We start from the raw sequence: 24,878 nt of genomic DNA on the forward strand, positions 1-24,878 counted from the left end.
GCAAGACGAACATTGAGCGGAATTGAAGCTGTGCATATGCTGAGGAAGAATCAGATGGTTAGACCAGGGATAGCTATGTTTAAATCCTTCTGTAAATTGGCGGCCTAAATTTTAAATTGCTTAAAGTGTTATATTTGATTCTGACAGATGCGACAGAACCAACAAAAATGCTGTATTTTTGCTGGAGTTAAAAAAACAGACAAGCGTTTGAAAAGATTTCTCATCATAGTACTTTCCTTTCTGATCTTATTGCCCTCTTTTGGCAGTCTGTTTGTATATGCTTCATTTAAGATTAATCAAAAAGAAATTGCCCAAACAATCTGCATTCAGCGAAAACAGGTTTTTAATACCTGCAACGGGCGCTGTGAACTTCAAAAAAGCATAAAAAAATACTCCGATAACGAAAAAGAAATGCAGGGCAGACTCAAAGATAAAATAGAGCTTGTCTACATTCAAAACGCAGCTGATGCCAGCTTCAGTTTTATGCCTTTATTTGAAGTGAAAGAAATCTATTTTGCTTCAGCTGAAAAGAAGCCGATTGCATTTTCTGATACTGCATTCCGCCCTCCTGTCTATTTTATATAGATTTAAACTCCTGTTTCAATTCTGTAATTAGATTTTAGTTGTTCTTGCTGTTCTAAACAATATTAATAATTATTTTTAATGTTTTAGTGTATGCTTAAATCACGCTGCCTGCTTTTGCATGTCTGCTGTGTTAAGTCTATATATGTGCAAAAAATTGTATTTATCATTTTTTACTGCATTAGGCCGCTGGGCCTTTCAGTGCATCTGCAATTCTTTTTTGCCGCAGTTTTGAGGCCCTAAATTTCATCACAGATTTTTTTATTTATCAACGCTGTATTTGAACTATTTACAGCACATGAAAACAATTATATATTAATGAGAAAAGCGATATTTTTTGCAGTGGCTTTGGCGGCTTCACTGCAAATCTCTGCACAAAAAAAAGACAGTATAGCCAGCAGATACACCCTAATGGACGAGGTTATTATTGAAGGGGTCAGAAAGTCCAAAGATGTATCCAGTGGACTGGCTTCCAAACTGCCGCTCAAGAACCTGGAAAATCCTCAGGTGACCGCTTCGGTTTCACCGCAGCTTATTAAAAACAGAAATTTTTTCACCCAAGGCGCAATGCTGCTAAATGCTGCTGGTGTTGCCCCAAGCTGGGCGGGAATTTCGCCTTATTATTCCATCAGGGGATTTCGCACCCGATCCAGCTTCAGAAATGGCGTAAGTGGCTATGTGGCCTCAGATATGGATCCGGTTAACATTGCCCAGCTGGAAGTGATTAAAGGACCGAGTGCCGTAATTTTTGGAGGCGGCGGTGCTACTATGGTTACTTTCGGGGGACTCATTAACCGTGTTACCGTAAAACCTCAGAATGCCGCTTTCGCCGACATTAGCGCAGCGGGAGGGTCTTACAATCTGCAGCGTTTAACCCTTGATGCCAACAGGCCTCTAGATAAAGACGGAAAGATTCTTGCACGATTGACAGGAGCTTATAACTATAATAATACTTTTCAGGACCAGGGCTTTTCAAAAACATTTTTTTTAGCTCCCAGCATTTATTACAAGCTCAGCGATGATTTGAATATTCAGCTTGATGCCGAAATTTTAAACAAAACGGCTACTAACAATCCGCTGTTCCAAGTGGCTTTGGGGACTGCTAAATCTGCTGATGAGCTCAATTTAGATTACTACCGTTCTTTTAATGACAACTCGGTTACGATGAATAATAAGGCGGTAAATATTTACGGAAAAATCATTTACAGGCTTTCAGAAAATTGGAGATCGGAAACCAATTTAATTTCGATCAATAATAAAACTCCAGGGGATTACATTAGGCTAAGATTAGATGATGACAGCCAGAATCTGACACGAAGAGTGTACAGAATGTATCCGGAAAACATTACCAGCCAGCAGATTCAGCAGGATTTTGTGGGGAATTTCAAAATCGGCAGTATGAAGAACCGGCTGGTTGCAGGTGTTGAATATTATCATTATCTCTATGGGATTGCCAGCAAATCTATGAATTTTACAAAAGTTTCGGCTACTGCTGCAGATCCTGAGAATGCTTATTTCAATAATGAGTATATCTCTGATCAATTGGCCTTAAAACCATATGGAGAGAATTATAAGGCGGTTCAGGATCATTACTCGGTATATGCTTCAGATGTTATTAACCCATTGGATAATTTAAGCGTAATGCTTAGTGCCCGAATAAATTACATCAATAACAAGGGGACAGAGGATCTATTAACCGAAACAGCTGCGGGTGATTATACACAAACGGCTTTTTCTCCGAAATTGGGAATCAATTACCAGATAATACCTGAAAGAATAGCATTGTTTGCCAATTATATGAATGGTTTTCAGCCGCAGGCACCGCAGTCTGTAAACGGGCAGATGACCAATTTCCAGCCCGTTTATGGAAACCAGTGGGAATCAGGCATTAAAGTTTCTTTGAAAAAGAACCTGTTGGATGCTGTTTTGAGCTATTATAATATTGATGTGGCCAATGTGGTAAGACAGGACCCAAATGATACGGCTTCCTATCTGCAGGACGGTGAGCAGCGCAGCAAAGGTTTTGAAGCCGATTTAGAATCAAATCCGATCAAAGGACTTTTTCTGCATACAGGTTTTGCTTATAATGATAGTAAACTCATTGTTTCTGACGCACTTACGCAAGGATTGAGGCCTGTTGATGCCGGTCCTAAACTATCCGGAACCTGGTACGTTAATTACGCTCCGCAGTCAAAAGCTTTATATGGCTTTTCCTTAGGCATAGGCGGCAGCCATTATGGCAAGGATTTGATTATTAATAACGCCAATGGCTCTTTTTACACCAATCCTTATACCTTAATCAGCTCGGTTCTAAGTTTTGAGAAAACAGGCTATGTATTTTCGCTATCTGCCAATAACCTGCTCAATGAGCACTATTGGTACGGCGGCCGCGGTATGATCACTCCGGGAACCCTTCGTCAGATCGTTTTATCTCTAAAACTAAAATTGTAATGCTGCAATCCAGAATTTCCAATGAAAAAAAAGACACTTTTTAACTAAACATTCACCTCGAATTGTTTTTCGGGATGCTGGATCTAGATAATGCATCAGTTGCTGGCCGGTTAATTATTGCATCTAACATTTGCAGATTATGAATGATTTATAGTAGTATCTCATAAAATAAAAAAACAGCCTTAGGGCTGTTTTTTTATTTTATAACCTGTTATATGCCAGCTGGTTTATGGCTGTTTTCTTTTTAGACTGTTTTCTTTTTAGACTGTTTTTACTTTTTGATTTTTGCCGCTGATGGGGATGCTGATATGGAGGTAAGCTTTCTAATGGCTGTGCTTGTAGCTTCATGAAGCAAAACGTAGATGATAGCATCAAGATTACCTGCTTCAATCATAACCTTATATTGACTCTCTGCTGAATTTTCATAGCAGGTGTTTTCTTTCCAGGTTGTCCACTTTCTTATGATTTGAAGTTAATTGAACTATTGATTAGTCTCGTGTCTCCACTAATTCATTAATGTAGCAAAAGCATCAAAATTAAGTTCTAATTTATATGAAAAGTATTCAATAAATTCAAACCCCTTTTGATGTTACATAAATTTTATTATTATATATTTGATAATAATAAATCCTGATATTTATGAGATATATCTGCTAAATATTGGTTTAAATGACTCATGTTTTCAGTAGTAATCAATAGTTAGTGGCAACAAAAAGTCAAAATTTCGCATGAAAAATTAATCCAAAAAATACAGAATGGAATTGAATTTTAAAGATTTTCCTATACTAATAACTGAAAGATTAATATTAAGAAATATTGAAAACACTGATGTTATTTTAATTCATAAATTACATTCTGATACAATTGTAAATGCTTTTGTAGGAAGAGAGAATTCATCAAGCTTAAAAAAAGCAGAAGAATACATAATTAAAATACAAAATTTAATAGCGAAAAATGAATGCGTTTATTGGGTTATAACCGAAAAAGAAAATAACAATCTAATTGGTTCAATTTGTTTATGGAATTTTGATGTTGAAAATGAAATTGTAGAAATAGGATATGAAATATTAAGTGAATTTCAAGGCAAAGGAATAATGACAGAAGCAATCAAAAAAATTATAGAATATACGTTTGAAAAAATAAAAGCAAAAATAATAACTGCTTTTCCGTCTTCTGACAATATTAATTCGGTATCAATATTAAAAAAAATGAATTTTGTATTGGAGAAAAAAAAATATAATAATACCCATCAGAATATAAAAAATCTGGTAACTTATACTTTAAGAAATAGTCAAACTAAGAACTAGACGAAAAATTAAAAATTTTCGAACCATAAAAAAAGCCCGAGAATCTATATTCTCAGGCTTTCAAAAATTTATAGTGACCTTGATGGTACAGAATTCGAACCATCTGTTAGACGATTTAAAAATTTTAAATGAGGTCTGATTTTGTGAGATTCGAGTGTAAATCCCTCCTAAGCAATAAATTAAAAAGCTTATTTTTGAAAAGAAGAAAATACTTATATTTATCTAGTGTAGCCAATACATAATGTCGGACATACATATAAGTTACCAACAAGCTTAAACAAGATGAACATACCAAAAACAACAGATGATTTTCAAAAAGAATTTTATTTGTCTATTGACTTAATGGATAAAATAGGAGATTTAAGAATAAGACAACTTATTGATAGGCTGGATAACGTTGTGGACGAAATAATTGTAAGCGCCATAATTAAAATATTCGAAAACGTAAATAGACCCAATACTCAATATACAGACCAAAAATATGCTGGAATAATATTGAATAAGCTAAAACCAAAAACAGAAATTGACTTAAGTATTGTTTTAAAATCTACAATCGAAAATTGGAACAAAAGCGTTGAAGAATTCCCTTTTTGGCTAAAGGAAAATTACGGTCTCGAATCACTCAAAAATACATTGACTGAATTTGATTCTCAAAAATTGAATGACATACAAACTGAAAAAATAAAAACAATGAAATGGTGGCTGAAAATATAAATCTTACTAAAAGCCATTAGATAAAAGTTCTTTCAAGTGATTTGCGAATTTTAGTGAGATTTTTATTTCTATTTTTGGTTAACAGAAAATCCTCCATTTAATAACTAGCAAACCCCATGTAGCCTTAGAACGTTTGTGGCAATATCTCTCAACAATAGGAAAAATCAATAACATAATGTAACAAATGATAAAATTAAAGATTATTACCCGCTTATTTATATATATTACTTCAGTATTGATTTTATCGGCTTATACTGTTGATCTAACGGAGAATAAAATGGTCTCAAAACAAAAAAAAAATAGTGTCTCAGACATTTCAGGAATTTATGAGCTTCAAACAAGTTGGCTTCAATCAACTGTTAATTTTAAATCCGATGGAACTTTTGAAATGAGCTATACAATGGGCGAAAAGCATACAACTTTTGGAACTTGGACTATTAAAAAAGATATATTAATCCTAAAAAACGATGATAATTTCCCTGCAAATAAAAAATGGCTGATTAGAAATGAAAAGCTTTATCCAATTTTAAAATCATCAAAGGAATATGATATGAATTTTTTCTATGTAGCAAAAAGACAATCTATTGAAAAAGTAAATTGTTCATTTTTAAAAAATTGTAAATTAAGATATTCCGAAACAGATGATGATTCAACTTACATAATTATTAAAGACAATGTATTTACGGAGTATCCAAATGGTGATAAAAATTATATTAAATCAAACCTAGAATGGATAAATGAGTGTGAATACAATGCAATAGTAATCGAATTAACAGCTACCGAATTAAACTATAAAATAGGCGATAAAATGAACGTGAAAATTGATAGAATTGATAATAAAATTATTTACTATACAGCGACTTTTGAAGGTGAAACAATAAAAGGAAAATTTAAAATCATTAATTGATTCAAAATACTCTTCTATGGGATTCGAACCAAAAAAAAGTCTGAGAATCTACATTCTCAGGCTTCAATGTTTTATAGTGAACTTGACGGTACAGAATTCGAACCATTTAATGCAAGATTTGAAGATTTTAGATGATCTGTAATTGCCAATTTGATTTCTTATGCAATAAAAATCCTATTTTTGATAACAAAAGAATGATATTTGTCAGACATAGTCAGGCTATATACAAGTTGTTGGCAATCCTAAAAGAAACTAAAAATTGACTGAAAATTATCTTATCACTAAAAAGAAAAAATACTATTGGAAAGACCATTTTTTTGGTCTACTATTATTTTTATTAATTGCAATTCTAACTTTTGTTAATTATACACCTAAAAACAATGCAAAAAACCTTTGTTTGATTTTGTTAATATTATCACTGATAATCATAGTTTTAATTTTACTCAATCTATTTTCAGTTAAAAATTATTGCTTTACAAAAAATGAATTAATTGAATCATCCTTCATAAAAAACAAAAAAAAAGTATACAATCTTGATGAAATTGATGGATGGACAGAAAAACAGTATAAAGGAAAATTTGAAAATTGGGAAGAAATAATAGTATATTTTAAGAATGGAGAAAAAACAAAAATATCAAGCGACTATTTTGAAAATTATTTTGAAATAAAAAACAAAATTGCACTAATCAAAAATAGAGATACACAAAAAGAGGAGTTAATCGAAAAAAGAATAAATAAAAAACTAGCAATTGCTTTTTTTATTATTTCACTTTTATTTTTTTATTGGGCTTACAACGCATTACAAGTTGAATATATAAAAAGTAATGATATTTTTGTCTTAAAAGATAAAACATCGGAGCGAATAAAATTAACTAGAGGCAAACATAAATCTATTGAGATAAAATTAGAAATGTATCCTGATTTAATTTTTAGAATAAGTGGAAATGATGCTATGAAAGCAACTCATGTCGAAAAATTAATTGAAGAAATTAAAGTAGGAGATTCAATTTTTGTGGGAATAAATAAATCAGACTACAAACAAAAGTTACTTAAAGTTGATTCTTTGACATTTGGCGACAAGTATTTTTTTAATGAAAATATTAGCGTAGAAAGTGTGAGATCTGTAAAATCTGATTATCTAAGTTTATCCGATAATAATTTGAGTAAATCCGAAAATAAATCTTGGAATTTTGGATGGTTTTTTGCATTTGGTATATTTTTTCTTTTGATGTCTATATTTGGTTGGAACAAAGAATAGATAAAAGTCTACCGCCAATAGCAAATACAGCGAATTTGGCCAATAGTCTGAAAAAGAATCGTAAAATTTTTCGCCAGATAAAAAAAGCCTGCAAAATATACACTTTGCAGGCTTTCATTTTTTTGTAGTGACCCTTACTGAACAATTTACAAACCATTTTATGAATGATTTAAAGAAATTAGCTTATTTTTAGATGAATTTGTAAGATAATTATTTTAAATTTTTACTCGAGAGCGGTTTGTATGTATTGTACGGGTTAAACGTTAAAAAATGTTAAAACAGAAGGATATTTAAATTTAATGGGATGTAAAAACTTTATAAAATTCTTGAAAATCAAATTTAGTATTGACTAAATAAAAACAGATTAGTTTTTAGTAAAATTAAACAATCATTTGGAGATTATTCAAATCAAAATTTGTTGAAGATATTAGATTTTTTAAATTGTTTTAATCTAATTAGAAGTTAATTTTGTTGGATACTTAATTTGTTAGTTTTCTGTACAAATAAAGATATTTAATTTAACTCATTAATTGTCGTTCGATTGGGGTTAAAAATTGATTTATTTTTGTCTAGTTAACTGCTGAATATTGCTCATCTGAGACAGGTTCAAGCCAAGTTACTTGAGTATCTCCCTTAAAATTGGTAATCGCAATATGAACCATTTTTGTATCCGCGGATGCGCCATGCCAATGCTTTACGTTTTCAGGGATATTTACAACATCGCCTTTTTTTATTAACTGTGCCGGTTTTCCTTCTTCTTGATAGATTCCACTTCCTTCTGTAACTAGTAAAACCTGTCCTTTAGGATGAGTATGCCAGTTGGTTCTTGCTCCTGGTTCAAATGTTACGCTTCCAGCTGAAAATTCATTGTTTTTGTCACGTGCCACTAATGGTTTTAAAAAGGCACTGCCTGTAAACCATTCGTTTGGAAGAGGCTCTCCTTGTGGAAAAATTTCTGTTGTGCTCATTTTATTTTCTGATTTAGAACTGCATGCAGTTAAAATTGAAGTTATTATAAATGTAAGAATTATTTTTTATTTTTTTTTATTCTGCAATAGCTTTAATAATTTTTGCTGGAATACCGCCGACTATTGTATTATCAGGCACATCTTTTGCAACTACCGCTCCAGCTGCGACTATTGAATTTTCTCCAACAGTTACCCCCGACAAGATAGTTGCCGCAGTTCCAATCCAAGCATTTTTTTTGATATGTACAGCTCCAGGCACAAGTGATTTTCTGTTTTGACTGGAAATGGGATGACCTTCCGAAATAATATTTACTCTTGGCGCAATCAATACATTATCTTCTATAGTAATGCCGCCTAAATCCAAAAATGTGCAGTCAAAGTTTATAAAGACGTTTTTTCCTATTCTGGTATTTTTTCCATAATTGATATGTATGGGCGTAAATACAGTAGTGGTCTGATCGATTTCGCTATTGGTGATCTCGCTTAATAGGGATCTGATTTCTGAAGGGTCAGCTGAACTATTCAAGCGGATAAGGAGCTTTTTTGTGGAAAAGGATTCTTCAAGCAGTCTGTAGGCCTGGCTATTTGCCGGAGATATGGTTTGGCCATTCATAAGCTGTTCAAAAACATCCTCTGTATCTTTTTTTATGTTCATTGCAGTTTAAGTTTAAAAGCATGAGGCTGGCTATTTTAGATTATTTTTAAAAAAAGCATCCAGCTTATCGAATGGTATTTTTTCTTTTCTGTCATACAGGTCAACATGGACCGCATCAGGTATAATCAGAAGTTCCTTAGGTTCGGCCGCCGCTTTGTAGATATCCTCGCTAAAATATCGTGAGTGTGCATTTTCACCGGCAATAATCAGTATAGGTCTTGGGGAGATTTCCTTAATGTAGGCCAGTATTGGCATATTCATCAGAGAGAAGCCATTTGTTTTTGTCCAGGCGCCATTTGAGTTTATTGAACGTTTATGAAACCCCCTTTCTGTTTTGTAATAATCGTAATAATCTCTTATAAATTGAGGTTCATCTCCTTTTATGGTATTTGGATTGGGGCAGTTTCCGTATTCAGGTCTGCCGGCTTCAGCGTCTTTCCAGCGCTGCAGGCTCATTTCTTCTAATGTTTTGGTACGCTGCTCCAAAGTTACTTTGTCATAATATCCCTTTGATGCAGCTCTTGGAATATCGTACATGCTTGTTGTGGCTACCGCTTTTATACGTTTGTCAATCGAAACAGCGTTTAAAGCAAAGCCTCCAAATCCGCATATGCCTATAATGCCAATTTTGTTTCGGTCTACATTTTTCTGCAATCCCAGAAAATCTGCTGAAGCGCTAAAATCTTCCGTATTAATGTCTGATGAAGCAATATTGCGGGGCTCGCCGCCGCTTTCTCCAGTATAAGAGGGATCAAATGCCAAGGCCGCATAGCCGCGTTCTGCCATTTGATTGGCGTATAAACCCGATGATTGTTCTTTAACCGCACCAAAAGGACCGCTTATAGCTAGCGCCGGCAATAATTTTGTCTGTGGATTTTTTGGAAGATATAGATCTCCGCAAAGCGTTATTCCATATCGGTTTTTAAAGCTTACTTTTTGGCGCGTTACCTTATCGCTCAATTGAAATGTATAATGTTCCAATTCTGTCTTCATGTTTTTTTTATTTTGAGGTGATTCTTTTTTCTGTGCGTAGGCCTGTCCAATAAATAGGAAAGACATAGCTATGAATACTGTTATTCGCATATCAAATTATATTTTAAATTACAGTGCAAAAGTAAAACGGCACCCAGTGGCGCCGTTAAAGAATATCAAACTAAAGATTAAGAATTTCAAACTTCTGCACCTCTTAAGGATTTAGGATTGGTTCCAGTATGTTTTTTGAAAAAATTATTAAAATACGTAGGGTAGGCAAAACCTAATGCATATCCTATTTCGGCAATATTCCAATCGGTATGCTGTAAAAGGGCTTTTGCCTCTGCTGTAATTCTTTCTGTAATATGGGTTGTGGTAGATTTTCCAGTAATTTCTTTAACAGCACGATTTAGATAATTGACATGGATATGCAGATTTTCGGCATAATGCTGTGCAGTTGTCAGCTTTAGCGGGTTATCAGCGTTTTCAATAGGAAATTGTCTTTCGAGAAGTTCCAAAAATATCGAAGCAATTCGGGCAGTTCCATTTTTACCAACGTTATAATTTTCTGAAGGCTGCAGTTTCAGCGATTCATGAATTATTAAATTAATGTAGTTTCGTATTAATTCATCTTTGTATATATAGTCGCTTTGCTGTTCGTCAATCATTTTCTGAAAAAGGCCATTTAGAAAAAGTCTTTGTTCTTCAGAAATTTGAAGTATGGGAGTGCCGCCAATTTTAAAGAAAGGAGACTGGTGGAGGCTTTCAGATCGTTCGGAGTTTTTTAAAAAATCCTCAGAAAAAAGTATGGTATAACCGATGTACTTTGTAGAAATCGTTTCCCATGAATAGGGAATGTTAGGGTTGCCGAAAAATAGAATAGTTCCGTCCTGATCAAAACTTTTATCAGCGTAATGTATTTTGCTATGTCCAGTGGTAAGGCAGATTTTAAAAAAGTCCTTCCTGCTATAGATGCGCGTGGCATTGCTGTCATCCTCAATCTGAAAAGCCTTGAATCCTTTTAGCTTAAGTTCACTGTTAAACTCTGAAATACTGCGTACTGTTTTCTTTTCCATAAGAGCAAAATTAATAAATTCAAATCTATTAAGTACGTTTATGAAAGACTTAAACTAATCTCCAGTTTTTAAGAAAAATTGAGGCTTGTATAAATTGCAAGCCTCAATTAAATTTTACGTACTTAATAGCCTTTCCTCAATAATGATAAAATGGCCCTCACGATAGTTTATAAGCCATTTGTCATTTTGGAATATGTATTTATCATCATATCTAACGCTGTAGTCTGTTAATACATTTTTTCCGTCAATTTCTCTTATCATTTTTATTTGGGCAAATGATACGCCAGAAGCTGTATCATTGTCAATTTGTACTTCATGCTGTCCATTAAGGGTGAAGTAGGTTTTTACCAGCGATGCATGACCAATAAATTCTTTCTCCATGTTAGTTTTTCCTGAAACTTCAGAGACAACTATCCCACCCATAAAGGCTTTATAGGTTATGTTAGGTGTAAATAATTCCATTTGCTCAGTAATTTTTTTATCATCTCCCAAAACAGCGTAATCATCAATTAGCTTTCTGAGTTTTTCTTTTTTTTCTAAAAATTCTAGTGTCATAATTTTCTATATTTAATAGTTATTGCAATATTATTCTGCCGCGGTTTCAGGTTAATACTGCTTTTTATCTATGTCAAAATTATTCTATATTTGCTAACAATTTATTAGTTGTTACCTAAAGGTTAGTGGCTAATCAAAATGTTTGCGAATGAAAAATCAAAATGAAAATAAAGAAGTAAATAAGGAGTTTACAGATGAATGCCATAAAGTATTGCTTGCAGTAAGTGATGCGCTTTATGCAATAGGAGGAAAGTGGAAACTTATGATAATTATTGCTATAGCTAGAGGTAATAATCGATTTACGGAAATTCAGAGACAGGTTACAGGAATTTCTGCAAGAGTTCTTTCGAATGAGCTCAAAGAACTTGACATGAATGGTTTTATCATTAAAAAAGTCGATGCTGGATACCCTGTAACTATAGAATATCAACTTTTACCATACAGCAATACTTTAGAAGAAGTGGTTAGTGCTATGACGAAATGGGGAATGCAGCATCGTGAAAAAATAAAAAAGGAAAGAAGTTAAGATAGTACTCTAAATTTATGCAAAATAGATTGAACTCGCTAATAGGAATTAGAGAACGGGAATAGATAAATAAATCAATTTTTAACCTCAGTTGACCTTGACGGGATTCGAACCATTGATTTTCGGTGGAGATTTGAGCCCTTTGCTTTAAAGATTTCTTTCTTTCTTTCTTTCTTTCTTTCTTTCTAAAGATGTTTTCTAATCATGATTTTGACCGGTTACGGTAAAAATTGATTAGGTTAGGGAATTTGTTTAAATGGATAGACTATTTAAAAGTTAGTTAGTTAGTTAGTTAGTTAGTTAGTTAGTTAGTTAGTTAGTTAGTTAGTTAGTTAGTTAGTTAGTTTTAGGTTTTTCTTTTCCTTTCATTTTTTTGCTTTTCATTTTTGAGGATTTTTTTATTTTGGTTTTGGCCGGTGATGGGGGGAGTCGGTTGGAGTAGGATGTTTATTTAAAAGTATACTTTTAAGATATAAGGGGAGAAAGAGGATTGTGAACATTCTCCATTATGTGCAGTTATTTAAGACGTTTGTACTGTTGCCATTTTAGCAGTGTACTTGAAAGTGTGGTGCCGGAAATTTTAATATTTTTCATAAAAAAATAACAAGATTTAAATTCATATAAGATAGCTGATATGTATATTTTATAAATAACAGCTATACTTTATAATGTAGATTTTAATTTCTGTTTAATTACAGAATTTTAAATGATAGAGCTGATCTTATTTTGGCTAATCGGATCTTTTTTGAGCAGAGCAGGATCCGAACTTTATCGCTGAAGTCCTGTTCCTGTCTATGAAAAGTTTTATATTATGTCTTTGACCAAAGCGCGTAAATAATTCTATTGAAGCAGTAAGAACTGCCGAAGCATTAAAATTTTTGTGATTTAATGTCTTGCCGCCTTATAAGTTTTCAGAGAAATTGAAAAGGAATAAACCAATTTTTCTCAGTTGGACAACATCAACAATTGAAGATATAAGAGCGGAAAATTCAAGTAATGATGAAATTACAAACCATTTTTATGGGATTTCATTATTTGCCATTAAAAAGCAATTGCAAACAATTTAGGATATTATAGAGTCCGAATTTCTCTTCTATTCTTAGTGTTCGAATCCTATTAAGTTACTGGAGGCTAAATTTTAAATTCCCACTATTTTTCTAATATTGCGAAAAAAGGAAAATTTAGAATAATAGAGCCAAACTCCTTAAGTAGGGTATACAAAAAAAGGCGCCAATTGAAGACAATTGATGCCTTTTGGCAGTTTTTATATTCACTTAAAGCCCATAAACACATGGAGCTACATTTTGTAAATAGAAGCATTACCTAAGCAATTAAATTCACAAAGGATTTTTCTTAAAAATTTTCTTCTTATGATTTAATCCCCAATCTTTCATAGCGTAGATAATTGGCGTTAAAGTATCTGCATAAGGTTCCAGACTATACGATATTTTGACAGGATAATCGTTCGTTATAATCCTTTTGATCAGCTGGTGCTGTTCAAGTTCCTTAAGTTCTTTTGAAAGAACTTTAGGAGTTAGACCGGGAATGCTTTCTTGAATTTCAGTAAATCTGCTGTTCCCTACACCTACAGAAATAATAATGGATAATTTCCATTTTCCATTAATTACATCAAGTGTGTCCCGTACTGGCTTAACGGTATTTAGGCACTCACAGTAAGGTTTCTTTTTCGACATGATAAATTGTTTATTTCGCTTTCCTTTGGGAAAGAGCTATACAAAGGAAAGTGATTTTGTTTAATTTTGCAAAATAATTAATCAAAATATTCAATTTATGAATGCTGTAGGAAAAATGCTTATAGGACTTCATCTTGGAAATGGATACGGATCTCAATCGGGAGCCTGGCGTATGCCGGGAGTTGATCCCGAAAGCTATACGAGTTTTGATATCCGTGTAAAGCAGGCTAAGGCTGCAGAGCGTGGAAAATTTCAATTTATATTTTTGCCGGACGGTCCCGGTGCAGTTGTGAAAGATATAGCAACCGAATCCCCTATTTTCAATCTTGATGTGATGATGACCCTCGCCGCAGTTGCCAGAGAAACTCAATATATTGGATTGGTCGCTACCGGATCAACCACTTTTAATGAACCCTTTAATCTAGCCAGACAATTTAAGGCCTTGGACATTATGAGCCATGGCAGGGCCGGATGGAACGCAATTACATCAAGCGGGGAAGATGTTGCAGCCAATTACGGAAAAAGAATTCCGTCGAGCCAAGATCGTTATGGCCGTGCTCATGAGGCTGTCCAGCTCATTCTATCACTTTGGGGGAGCTGGGGAAAAGATGCCTGGATACACGACCAAAAGAGTGGTCAGTTCGCAAAGAAAGATCAGATTCTTCCAATCAACTTACAGGGTAAATACGTCGGTTCAAGAGGACCTTTATACATTCCGCCGTCAGAGCAGGGACAGCCAATCATCTTTCACGCAGGCGGCAGCCCCAATGCACATCAATTGGCAGGACGTTTTGCAAGCGTTGTAATAGGTGCAGCATTTACAATTGAAGATGCAAGAGCGCAGCGTAATGCATTTAGAGCGGCTGCAAAAAGTTACGGCCGTGATCCGGATGAAATCAAATACATTGCTGGACTGATGACCACCATTGCCAAGGACAGACGCACGGCGCTCGATCGCCGAATACAGTTAGGAGGCAGTTCACTTATACAAAAATTTGACTACCTGCAAAAAATGTTGGGTATTCCACTTGATCCTTCCTTAATGAATGAACCGCTATCGGAAGCGCAGCTGGAAACTGCACGTCCATCTCGTTATGATCCCCGTTCTTCTAATGCATTGGAAATTGCTAGGCAAGGCTGGTCTGTTCTTGATATTCTTGCCCACGGCGTAATAGATTATCATCCTGTAATTGCAGGGCCTGGCGTAGAAGCGGCAGATCATATGCAGGCTTGGTATGAAGCAGGTGCTGCAGATGGGTTTTGGATTTCACCTGATGTTAATTCGGATGGAATTGATGCCTTTGTTGATCAGGTTGTTCCGCTGCTGCAGGAGCGCGGGCTTTTCCACAAAGAGTATGAAAGCAAAACTTTACGCGGACACCTTGGAGTTCCGGATCAGTATGGAATTGATCACCGTGTTGTTTGATAGGAATCATATCCCTATTAATAATTATGTCTTAAATGACCATTTAAGCCAAACTATCCGGATGACTGCGTTGATCATGCAGTAGATATAAACCGTTCAATAAACGGCTTGCCGTCAAGAAATAGTAAACAATAATAATTTTAATAAAATAAAAAAGAGAAAATGAAAATAGGAATAATTGGTACCGGTGCAATAGGCGGTACGATCGCAAAAAAAATGGCAGAAGCCGGCCATGAAGTGAAAGTTAATAATTCAGATCAGGCTGATAAATTAAAGGCTCGTGCTGAGGACTTGGGTGTTAAAGCAGCAACACTAAAGAATGTTGTAAAAGATGTAGATGTCATCATTTTATCATTGCCTACCATAGCAATACCAACTTTGCCTAAAGATTTGCTGGAAGGCGTTCCGGAAAATGTAATTGTGGTAGACACATCAAATTATTATCCATTCCGTGATGCCGATATTGAAGAGATTAAAAACGGAAAAGTAGAAAGTATCTGGGTATCCGAGCAATTGGGAAGGCCTGTTGTAAAAGCTTTCAATAATTTGCTGGCAGAGACGCTGGCAAACGGCGGAAAAAACAGCGGTGCTGAAGACAGAATAGCAATGGCTGTAGCAGGTGATGATCCGCAGGCAAAAAAAGTAATTGCCTCATTAGTTGATGATGCCGGTTACGATGCAGTTGACTCGGGCAGACTTTCTGAATCCTGGAGACATCAGCCGGGAACTCCTGCTTACTGTACGGAACTTAATGAAGAAGAATTAAAACAGGCACTAGCTGATGGTGTAAAAGAAGCAGCACCGTCATTAAGAGATAAGGCTATAGCTGATCTTTCTGCCCTGCCTTCCTATCCATCACATCCAGATGTAGTAGAATACAACAGAGGATTGTTTCAAAAAAATCCTAAGTCAAAATAATTTATAATGACTGCACTGCAAAATCCCTCTCAATAAATGAGATGGGATTTTGTTTTTTTATATTCCATCTTTTGAAACAGTGAATTAGAGCCGCAGCAATTTCGTTAAAATGTTTCATTATTGCCTACTTTTGTATCATAACCTTCTGTACTGTCTGTGCGAACTTTGTCCATATCAAAATATTAAAAATTAATATCATGGCAAAAACAATTTTTATAACAGGTGCATCGCGTGGATTCGGAAGAATTTGGGCAGAGGCATTCTTAAAACGCGGCGATAATGTGGTTGCGGCTGTTCGCAATCCTGAAACACTAACCAAGCTTAACAAAGAATTTTCATCATCTCTTTTGGTGCTAAAACTGGATGTTACTGATCGAAACGAAAGTTTTGAGTCAATTGAAACTGCAAAAAAGCACTTTGGCACCATCGACGTATTAATAAATAATGCCGGTTTTGGACACATAGGGGCGGTAGAGGAATTAAAAGAGCAGGACGTAAGGGCTCAGTTTGAAACCAATGTACTGGGATCATTATGGACTATCCAGGCAGTTCTGCCTATCATGCGCCAGCAAAAATCAGGACATATCATTCAGCTTTCAAGTGCGCTGGGTTTGAATACGGTATCACTAATGGGGCTGTATAGTGCAGCTAAATTCGCTGTTGAAGGCCTTACTGAAACACTCGCGGGTGAAGTAAGCGGATTTGGCATTAAAGTTACCATAGTAGAACCAGGTGGTTTTTCTACAGATTTCTTCGGGACCACTTCCCTTGCACTCAGTGAATCAATACCGGCTTACGACAGTGTGCGGAAAGATTTTTATCAGCATGCCAGCGAGCAGGATTCAGGTAACCCTGCAGCCACTGCCAAAGCTCTTGTCAAGCTCGTTTATTCTGAAAATCCGCCACTCAGATTACTGCTGGGTAAAACTGCTTTTCCCTGGGTGCAGCACACTTATGCAGAAAGACTGAAAACATGGGAATCATGGCAGGATGTGTCGGTGGCGGCACATGGTTAATATAAGTTTAAATTAACAGAATCTAAATTTATCGGGCTCTGTTTTTACAATTAGGAACAATGATACATTTCAAAAAAATCAGCGATCTGCATGAAGCGCTCGATATCAAGCCTCCCCAGCATCCGCTCTTTAGCGCGGCATATGGTGAACGGGACAGCTGCAGCGGTAATAGTATTCTGGAGTTTTCATCTGAATTTTATATTATAGGATTTAAAAAATTGAAATCTGGAAGCATGAAGTATGGCAAAACAAAATATGACCATGACCGTGGCTCCATGTCCTTTACGAAGCCCCGGCAGAAAGTAGTCTTTAAAAATGTGGAGTTGGAGGAAAAGGGATTTCTAATTATGATTCATGAAGATTTTTTACCGGGAACAATCCTTTACAGCGAAATCAGGAAATACAGTTATTTCGATTACCAGGTTAATGAGGCATTACATCTTTCACCTGCAGAGGAGGATATCATCTGGAATCTGTATTTCAATATTGAAAAAGAGTACAACAATAATACTGACGAACTCAGCAAAGCCATTATTGTAAGCCATCTGGATTCCATGCTTAAATATGCACAGCGCTTTTATAAAAGGCAGTTTATAAACCGTATAGAGCTCACTGGTTCTACAGTCACGAAGTTTAACGCTTTGCTTGCTTCAAATTTTGAAGAAAGAAAAACGAAAAATATTGGATTGCCAACGGTATCTCTCATGGCAGAAAAGCTGAATATATCTTCACGTTATTTAACTGATTTGCTCAAGCAGGAAACAGGAAAGACTGCCCTGGAGCTCATTCATCTTTTTTTGATCGGCGAGGCAAAAAACTTACTGGCCGAAGGCGAACTGAATATATCTGAAATTTCTCATCTGCTTGGTTTTGAAAACACGACTTATTTTTCACGTCTTTTTAAAAAAGAAGTAGGGAGCACACCAAATGAATTCAGGGCAAACATCTTAAATTAAAAAGCTGTAAACATCATAAAAAAGTAAGAGATAGACTGAACTAAGAATGAATTAAAAAATACATAAAGTTAAAAACAATAAAAATGTCAAACAATCAAAATAAAATAGCATTAGTAACAGGCGCAAGCCGTGGACTTGGAAAAGATTCGGCTTTACAGCTGGCGAAAAATGGATTTGATATCATCCTTACCTATCAGACCAAAAAAGAATTTGCTGACCAGGTGGCAAAAGAAATTGAAAGTATTGGACAAAAAGCGTTTGCATTGCCTTTGGACATTTCTTCAACTGCCGGTTTTGATCAATTTGTAACTGAAGTAAAAGATGTTTTAGATGCTCAATTTTATTCTGCCAAATTAGATGCGCTGGTAAACAATGCTGGTATCGGAATTAACCAAAGTTTTGAAACAACAACGGAAGAGATTTTGGATGCAATGGCAAATATCCATTTCAAAGGGCCTTATTTTTTAACACAAAAATTGCTGCCATTACTCAATGACGGCAGCAGCATCGTGAACACGTCTTCTGGTTTGGCAAGGTTTTCATTTGCTGGATATTCCGTTTATGGCGCCATGAAAGCGGCAGTAGATTCATTATCAAGATATCAGGCTTTGGAATTGGGAAGCAGAAAAATAAGGGTCAATTCCGTTGCTCCTGGGGCTATTGAAACTGATTTTGGCGGCGGTGCTGTACGTGATATTTCAGATTTGAATAAGCATCTGGCATCTGAAACTGCTTTAGGAAGAGTGGGGTTGCCGGATGATATTGGAAGCGTGGTAGCATTTCTTTGTTCTGATGATTCCAAATGGATTAATGCGCAGCGAATAGAAGTTTCGGGCGGATATAGAATATAATAGACTTTCACATCTTACAAAAAAACTAAATTTGAAAGGCTGGAGGATATAGATGCCATTCTATTTATTGAAAATCCCTGAATTTTAGAAGGCCTTCAAAATCAATTGATTTTGGATGCCTTTTTCTTTGTTGAATTCTTTTCGTTTTGTCGGTATCAGAAATAGAGAAGGATGCAATTAAGCATTCAGCTCAATAAATAATATTTAATAAAACGAAAACAGCAAAAAATCCGTATATATTAGAAAGATGTTATTAATCTAGGATAAATAGTACTAAAGAAAGATATATGCTAGATTTGATCAAGTAGGAGAAGTACTAATATTGTTTTTTTATTACAATTGGAATATTGTTTTTTTATGATATTCTCATTATTGATTAAATATTGACGTATTTTTTAGTTTTATTCAGAGAAATCTATTTGATATTTGCTGATAGCTTAAATTTATATAGATTTGTTTTTTATAATATTGGCCTTTAGATATTGCTTTGGAAATAAATATTGTCTTAGAAGAACTTCAAAACCAAAATAAGTCCGTTTATAAAAATGTATTCAATCATTTTTATAAAGGGCTGGTTCTATATGCCAATAATTTTCTATTTGATCAGCAGGCAAGTGAAGATGCTGTTCAGGAAGTATTTATCTCTTTATGGGAAAATGCAAAAAATATCGAAATAAAAACATCTTTGAAAGCATATTTGTATGCCATGGTGCGCAACAGATGTTTGAATTATTTGAAATCAGTTAAAGTCACCGATGATTTAAATGTCATCGATTTAAACTCGATGCTCATATTGGATGAAGATTTGGATTTAATCTCAGACCAAGAAAAAACAATTCTCTACAATCATATTTTAAAAATTATTGAAACTTTTCCAGATAGCATGCAGCAGGTCTTTAAACTTAAATTTATAGAAAATTATAAGTATGAAGAAATTGCAGAGGAAATGGGCATTTCTGTAAATACGGTAAAAACACAGCTAAAAAGAGCCAAAGTAAAAATCAGTGAATCGCTGGTTTTTGTTTTAGCGTTACTATCCATTCATTCGTAGGAAAATTATTTTGCTTTGTATATAATTTAATTTTTTCTTCATTTTTTCTTAAACTTTTGTCACCCATTATTTAGTTTCAGTTGTCTTGGTTATAAATTACATCATGTAATTGTTAATTTAAAGAGATTCTGAAAATGGAATTTAAACTGATCATAAAGAAAATAAACGATACTCTTACCCCAGAAGAAGAATCAATTTTTGCTGCATGGTACAAGGAGTCTGACTCGAACAGGGAGTATTTTAAAAGAGTGCAAAATAGGTATCAAATCGATATTGAGGAAATCGACCTTGAGAATGCCTGGGAAATTATTGGCCAAAAAATTACTCCAAAAAGAAGCAATAGAATATACTACAAATATGCAATTGCCGCATCTGCAGCTTTGTTAATAGGAATTGCTTATTTTGCCAAAACCAATACATCAATCAATAATTCAGTTGTTAAAACTGAAAATGCCTCAGCTTCAGAAAAAAAATCTAATGATATTGTACTAACCCTTTCTGACGGTTCAAAGGTAGTTTTGAATGAAGAGAAAAACGGTGTAGTGGCAAATCAGGAAGATGTTGTCATTACAAAAGACAATGAAGGGCAGATTCGTTATGGCCAAAATAATGGCGCACATACCGGAAAACCAACCTACAATACTCTAGCTACACCTAATGGAAAGACCTTTCAAATTGCATTGCCAGACGGAACTAATGTTTGGATGAATGCCGGATCTTCACTAAAATATCCAACTTATTTCAGCGGAAGCGAAAGAGCTGTAGTTTTAACAGGAGAAGCTTATTTTGAAGTAGCCCATAACGAGAAAATGCCTTTTAAAGTTTTCTCTAACGGTCAGCAGGTTGAAGTTTTAGGAACTCATTTCAATATTAGAGCCTACGAAAACGAACCAGTCTTAAAAACTACTTTACTGGAAGGAAAAATTAAAATTACAGAAGGCGGCAATTCTGCTTTAGTAAAACCAGGACAGCAGATCGTTGTTTCGCTGGATAAACATTCAATGAAAACAAAAGAGGTAAATACAGAACTCGCAATTGCCTGGAAAAACAGATTGTTTTATTTTGAAAATGCCAAGTACGACGAAATTATGCGCGAAATCGAAAGATGGTATGATGTAGATGTTATCTATAAAGGGAAAATTCCAGATGAGCGTTTTGAAGGCGCAATTCAAAAAGATTTAAAATTAAATCAGATTCTTAAAATGCTGGAGAGCAGCGATGTCCACTTTAAAGTTTCAGGAAAGGAGGTGATTGTGACACAGTAAAATTGTGAAGCAAGAACTGCCGCAAAAAAATACCCAAAGCGTTCCCGCGCCTTGGGTATGTACAGCCTAGTTCTTAAATAAGAAAAATAACCGATCCTATTTATTAAACTAACCGATTCAAATGTAATGAATTTTTTAACTAATCAAAAATTAAGCAGGGACCAGAATTCCTCTCAAAGAGATGCATTCAGGCCAAATGCAAAATGTAATTTGAAAAAATTATATTTTATATTATTTATGTTTTTTGCGTATACAGCTGTTGCGCAGACCAATAAAACCGTAACCATAGAGGGAACAGATCTTACCTTTCAGAAAGCATTTGCTGCTATTACAAAGCAGACAGGCTATGTTTTCTTTTATAATGTTAAGATTTTAGACAAAGCAAAACCGGTAAGCCTAAATATTCAAAAGAAAAGCATTTCAGAAGCCTTAGGAATTATATTCGAGGGGCAGCAGTTTACTTTCACCATTCAGGATAAAACTATTGTAGTTACCTCGACAAGTCCGCAAAGCCTTTCGACGGGTTCAATAGAGGTAAAGGGACGTGTGCTTAATTCCAGCGGAGAACCTTATCCGGGTGTAAATATTTGGGTTACAGGCACCAAAAATGGTGCAACTACAGATTTTGACGGAAGTTTTGCTCTTTACGGGGTACCAACAAATGCCATAATCGAAGCTTCGGGATTAACCATTGAAACCGTGAGATTAAACCTTGATGGCCGGTCCAATATAACAATAACAGCCAAAGAAAAAGTTTCGCTAATGAACGAGATTGTGGTAAACAACGGTTACCAGAAAATTTCCAAAACACGTGCGACAGGTTCTGTATCTACGATTACCGCAAAAGATTTGGAGAAAATTCCAGTTTCGAATGTAATGCATCAGTTAGAAGGACAGGTTGCAGGTTTGGCAATCGATGTGATGGAGTCTGATAATTCATTTGTTTACGGAAATTTATTTGGTGCAGGTGCAGCAAAAACGAGTTACAACTTCAGAATTAGAGGACAATCCACTTATGATACAAGCGGTGCCAGCAGCTTGCCTTTAATCATCTTGGACGGTACGCCTACAGAATTGGATATCAGAACCCTGAATCCAAAAGATATTGAGAAAATAACCTTCTTAAAAGATGCTGCGGCCGCTTCTATTTACGGTGCAAGATCTGCCAATGGAGTTATGGTAATCGAAACCAAAAAAGGCAAAAGAGGGAAAACAAGATTCAGCGCTTCTCAAAATTATGCCATTGCCAATAAAGCCTCTTTATCCCGCCTGCCTTTGATGAATTCTTCCCAGGTATTGAATTTAGAGCAAGAATTAGTAGACAAAGGCATTATTACAGATCCAGCGGCAGCAACTAGCTTATATTATTCAACTCCAATTAGCCAAGGTGTGGAATATATGTTTCAGGAAAAAAGAGGAACTATAACAACAGCTGAAAAAAATGCACAGTTAGATATTTTAAGGGCAAGAAATAACTACGATCAGATTACGAAGTATTTAATGCGTCCTTCTGAGTCAAATAATTTTGATTTTTCTTTTAGCGGAGGCCAAAACGATTACACCTATTTTACATCGGCTTCATTTTCTAATGAAAAGACTCAGGCTGTTGGCACTGGAGGTAAACGTATGACTTTTACTGTAAACCAGGATTTTAAGCTGCTTAATTACTTCAAAGTAAGCACGAGTTTAAAAGGGTCTATCTTTAATTACGAGCAAAACGGCTTAGGATTAAGTCCGCTTCAGGCATCTTTAACCTCATTTCTGCCATATAATGAAATAGTTGATGCTAACGGAAATTCAGTTTCATACGATCGACGTTTTTACAGTGCAGATACCCAAAGGCTTCAAAATCAAGGGTATCTGCCATGGACTTACAATTATATGGACGAATTGGATAATAGCAGCAGAGGCATTAAAGAACAAAACTATTCTGCAAATATTTCTGTCACAGCACCTTTATTCAAAGGCTTAGATGCTGTTGGAACTTATTATATTGAAACTTCAAATCTGGACAATAAAAATCTATACAATCCAGATACGTATTTCGCCAGAGATCTTGTAAACCAGTATACAACTGTTAATACAGCTACAAATGAGCTGATCTATGGAGTTCCGTTAGGAGGAATCAGCCAAAATTCAAGATTTGGCAAAGACAGCTATACAGCAAGAGGCCAGCTGGTTTACAATACTGCTTTAGCGCAAAGGCATGCTATTGATGCTCTTGGCGGCATTGAGTTTAGAGAAACCGTAGAATCAAATCAGGCAGGAACTCTGTTTGGCTATAATGAAACATCACAGACTTCTATAGATCTTCCTTCAAATACCCCTAATACAATTTATGGATATCCTCAGGGAATCAGCTACAACAATACATTAAAAAGCCAGACACGACGATTTCTGTCTTATTATGGAAATGCTTCTTATACGTACGATAACAGATATACTGTTTCTGGAAGTGCGCGTTTGGATGATTACAACAATTTTGGCGTAGATAAAAGCTATAGAAGGACGCCTTTATGGTCTACAGGTTTAAAATGGAATATCAGCAGAGAAAATTTTATGAAAAATGTAAATTTCTTTGATAATTTGAGCTTTAGAGCAAGTTATGGATATAACGGAAATATTAGTTTAGATACATTCCCATTTACGAATATTTCTTTGGCGGATGTTGATAGATTTTCACAGCAGCCATTTGCTTTTATAACTGAAGCCGCAAATCCTGCGCTGCGCTGGGAAAAAACCGGAATTATGAATTTTGGTCTTGATTTCAGCATTCTTAATTATCGCTTAAACGGAACAATTGAGTACTACAGAAAAAATAGCAAAGATTTAATTACGGAATTCGATGTGTCGCCATTTTATGGAATTCCAAACAATATGCTGACTAGAAATGCATCAACCTTAGAAGGGCATGGAATTGATTTGAATTTAAACGGATCAATTGTTAAGAGCACAGATTTTAGTTTTGATTTAAGTTTAGTTACATCTTACAACACCAACGAAGTTACCGATTCGAGATTTACAAATTTTGCCAATATCTTAAACGGCTCGGGAAGCACACCGCCACTTGCGGGATATGGAACAAACAGTGTTTTTGCTTTTAGGAATGCAGGATTAAATAATGCGGGATCAGTGCAGGTTTATGATAAAGACGGGAATATTGTGCAGTCAAATGTCATGCTGACAGATATTGAAGACATGAAATATATGGGGACCAGCACACCTAAATATTACGGAAGCTTAAGTGCCAATTTAAGCTATAAAAAACTTTCGCTTTATCTCTTAGCTACCTACAAATTGGATTATGTGCTGTTTAAACCATCTTTTGACCAGTATGTAGACAGATACGGAAGTTTCAAAGGATATGATTTAAATTCAGACATCGACCTAAGATGGAGAAATCCAGGTGACGAAGCTATAACAAACGTTCCGGGTGTAAGAGGAATGACAGGATACAGTTATTCACGCTACCGATTGAGTGATGACAAAGTAATTGATGGAGACCATGTTCGCTTCAAAGAAGTTTCGCTGAAATATGATCTGTCAAATCTTTTTGAAAATACATTTATAGACAGTGCTTCTTTAACTTGTTCTGCAAGAAACATTGGAATTATCTGGAGAAAAAATAATGACAATATCGATCCTGATTTTTTACCGGTTACCGGTACAGGCATGAAACTGCCTCCAACGGCAATGTATTCAATGGGATTCAATTTTAATTTTTAATAGC

At 35.1% G+C, this 24,878-nt stretch carries 21 protein-coding genes; 15 read left to right on the forward strand and 6 right to left on the reverse strand.

The window, feature by feature from the left end; all coding sequences use genetic code 11:
* Positions 1-207 precede the first annotated feature (207 nt).
* The 6 genes from DM444_RS20005 to DM444_RS20030 all read left to right on the forward strand — a co-directional run bounded on the left by DM444_RS20005 (position 208) and on the right by DM444_RS20030 (position 7,219).
* Entirely contained in the window at positions 208-585 is a 378-nt protein-coding gene (locus DM444_RS20005; RefSeq protein ID WP_239455738.1) for a hypothetical protein, read from the forward strand.
* A gap of 408 nt (positions 586-993) precedes the next feature.
* Positions 994-3,033, forward strand: a complete 2,040-nt coding sequence (locus tag DM444_RS20010) for a TonB-dependent siderophore receptor (protein ID WP_239455750.1) — start codon at positions 994-996, stop codon at positions 3,031-3,033.
* 755 nt (positions 3,034-3,788) lie between these two features.
* Positions 3,789-4,340, forward strand: a complete 552-nt coding sequence (locus tag DM444_RS20015; RefSeq protein WP_111289923.1) for a GNAT family N-acetyltransferase — start codon at positions 3,789-3,791, stop codon at positions 4,338-4,340.
* Positions 4,341-4,622: 282 nt separating this feature from the next.
* Positions 4,623-5,054: a hypothetical protein gene (locus tag DM444_RS20020; RefSeq protein WP_162615008.1), complete on the forward strand. Its 432-nt coding sequence runs from the start codon at positions 4,623-4,625 to the stop codon at positions 5,052-5,054.
* Positions 5,055-5,238: 184 nt separating this feature from the next.
* Complete coding sequence (locus DM444_RS20025; protein WP_162615009.1) at positions 5,239-5,961, forward strand: hypothetical protein; 723 nt, start codon at positions 5,239-5,241, stop codon at positions 5,959-5,961.
* A gap of 259 nt (positions 5,962-6,220) precedes the next feature.
* Entirely contained in the window at positions 6,221-7,219 is a 999-nt protein-coding gene (locus tag DM444_RS20030; protein ID WP_111289929.1) for a hypothetical protein, read from the forward strand.
* 569 nt (positions 7,220-7,788) lie between these two features.
* On the opposite strand, the gene DM444_RS20035 is transcribed toward DM444_RS20030, so the two are convergent.
* From DM444_RS20035 to DM444_RS20055, 5 genes are all read right to left on the reverse strand, one after another.
* Positions 7,789-8,187 carry a (R)-mandelonitrile lyase gene (locus DM444_RS20035; protein ID WP_111289931.1) on the reverse strand — a complete coding sequence of 133 codons (399 nt, stop codon included), beginning with the start codon at positions 8,185-8,187 and terminating at the stop codon, positions 7,789-7,791.
* 76 nt (positions 8,188-8,263) lie between these two features.
* Positions 8,264-8,836, reverse strand: a complete 573-nt coding sequence (locus DM444_RS20040; RefSeq protein ID WP_111290167.1) for a sugar O-acetyltransferase — start codon at positions 8,834-8,836, stop codon at positions 8,264-8,266.
* Positions 8,837-8,872: 36 nt separating this feature from the next.
* Positions 8,873-9,925, reverse strand: coding sequence for an alpha/beta hydrolase (locus tag DM444_RS20045; RefSeq protein WP_111289933.1), 1,053 nt, complete (start codon positions 9,923-9,925; stop codon positions 8,873-8,875).
* A gap of 86 nt (positions 9,926-10,011) precedes the next feature.
* Entirely contained in the window at positions 10,012-10,890 is an 879-nt protein-coding gene (locus DM444_RS20050) for a helix-turn-helix domain-containing protein (RefSeq protein WP_111289935.1), read from the reverse strand.
* A 114-nt stretch (positions 10,891-11,004) separates the two neighbouring features.
* A complete protein-coding gene (locus tag DM444_RS20055) occupies positions 11,005-11,445 on the reverse strand; it encodes a nuclear transport factor 2 family protein (RefSeq protein ID WP_111289937.1) in 441 nt (146 codons plus the stop codon).
* Between the two features lie 148 nt (positions 11,446-11,593).
* Here DM444_RS20055 and DM444_RS20060 point away from each other — a divergent pair, with 148 nt between their 5' ends.
* Positions 11,594-11,971, forward strand: coding sequence for a winged helix-turn-helix transcriptional regulator (locus DM444_RS20060; RefSeq protein WP_111289939.1), 378 nt, complete (start codon positions 11,594-11,596; stop codon positions 11,969-11,971).
* A gap of 1,337 nt (positions 11,972-13,308) precedes the next feature.
* Here the strand turns inward: DM444_RS20060 and DM444_RS20065 are convergent.
* A complete protein-coding gene (locus tag DM444_RS20065; RefSeq protein WP_111289941.1) occupies positions 13,309-13,665 on the reverse strand; it encodes a winged helix-turn-helix transcriptional regulator in 357 nt (118 codons plus the stop codon).
* A 97-nt stretch (positions 13,666-13,762) separates the two neighbouring features.
* Between DM444_RS20065 and DM444_RS20070 the strand changes: the two genes are divergently transcribed.
* From DM444_RS20070 to DM444_RS20105, 8 genes are all read left to right on the forward strand, one after another.
* Entirely contained in the window at positions 13,763-15,091 is a 1,329-nt protein-coding gene (locus DM444_RS20070) for an NtaA/DmoA family FMN-dependent monooxygenase (RefSeq protein WP_111289943.1), read from the forward strand.
* A 162-nt stretch (positions 15,092-15,253) separates the two neighbouring features.
* Positions 15,254-16,009 carry an NADPH-dependent F420 reductase gene (locus DM444_RS20075; protein ID WP_111289945.1) on the forward strand — a complete coding sequence of 252 codons (756 nt, stop codon included), beginning with the start codon at positions 15,254-15,256 and terminating at the stop codon, positions 16,007-16,009.
* Between the two features lie 197 nt (positions 16,010-16,206).
* Positions 16,207-17,025: an SDR family NAD(P)-dependent oxidoreductase gene (locus tag DM444_RS20080; RefSeq protein WP_111289947.1), complete on the forward strand. Its 819-nt coding sequence runs from the start codon at positions 16,207-16,209 to the stop codon at positions 17,023-17,025.
* A gap of 59 nt (positions 17,026-17,084) precedes the next feature.
* Positions 17,085-17,981: a helix-turn-helix domain-containing protein gene (locus DM444_RS20085; protein WP_111289949.1), complete on the forward strand. Its 897-nt coding sequence runs from the start codon at positions 17,085-17,087 to the stop codon at positions 17,979-17,981.
* Between the two features lie 83 nt (positions 17,982-18,064).
* On the forward strand, positions 18,065-18,832 hold the full coding sequence (locus DM444_RS20090; RefSeq protein ID WP_111289951.1) for an SDR family NAD(P)-dependent oxidoreductase: 768 nt from the start codon (positions 18,065-18,067) through the stop codon (positions 18,830-18,832).
* Between the two features lie 487 nt (positions 18,833-19,319).
* Positions 19,320-19,883 carry an RNA polymerase sigma factor gene (locus DM444_RS20095; RefSeq protein WP_162615010.1) on the forward strand — a complete coding sequence of 188 codons (564 nt, stop codon included), beginning with the start codon at positions 19,320-19,322 and terminating at the stop codon, positions 19,881-19,883.
* Positions 19,884-20,017: 134 nt separating this feature from the next.
* On the forward strand, positions 20,018-21,148 hold the full coding sequence (locus DM444_RS20100; protein ID WP_111289954.1) for a FecR family protein: 1,131 nt from the start codon (positions 20,018-20,020) through the stop codon (positions 21,146-21,148).
* Positions 21,149-21,358: 210 nt separating this feature from the next.
* Entirely contained in the window at positions 21,359-24,874 is a 3,516-nt protein-coding gene (locus DM444_RS20105) for a SusC/RagA family TonB-linked outer membrane protein (protein ID WP_162615011.1), read from the forward strand.
* The last annotated feature ends 4 nt before the right edge of the window (positions 24,875-24,878 follow it).

Origin of the sequence: Flavobacterium ginsenosidimutans (assembly GCF_003254625.1) — a bacterium.
Lineage (GTDB): Bacteria > Bacteroidota > Bacteroidia > Flavobacteriales > Flavobacteriaceae > Flavobacterium > Flavobacterium ginsenosidimutans.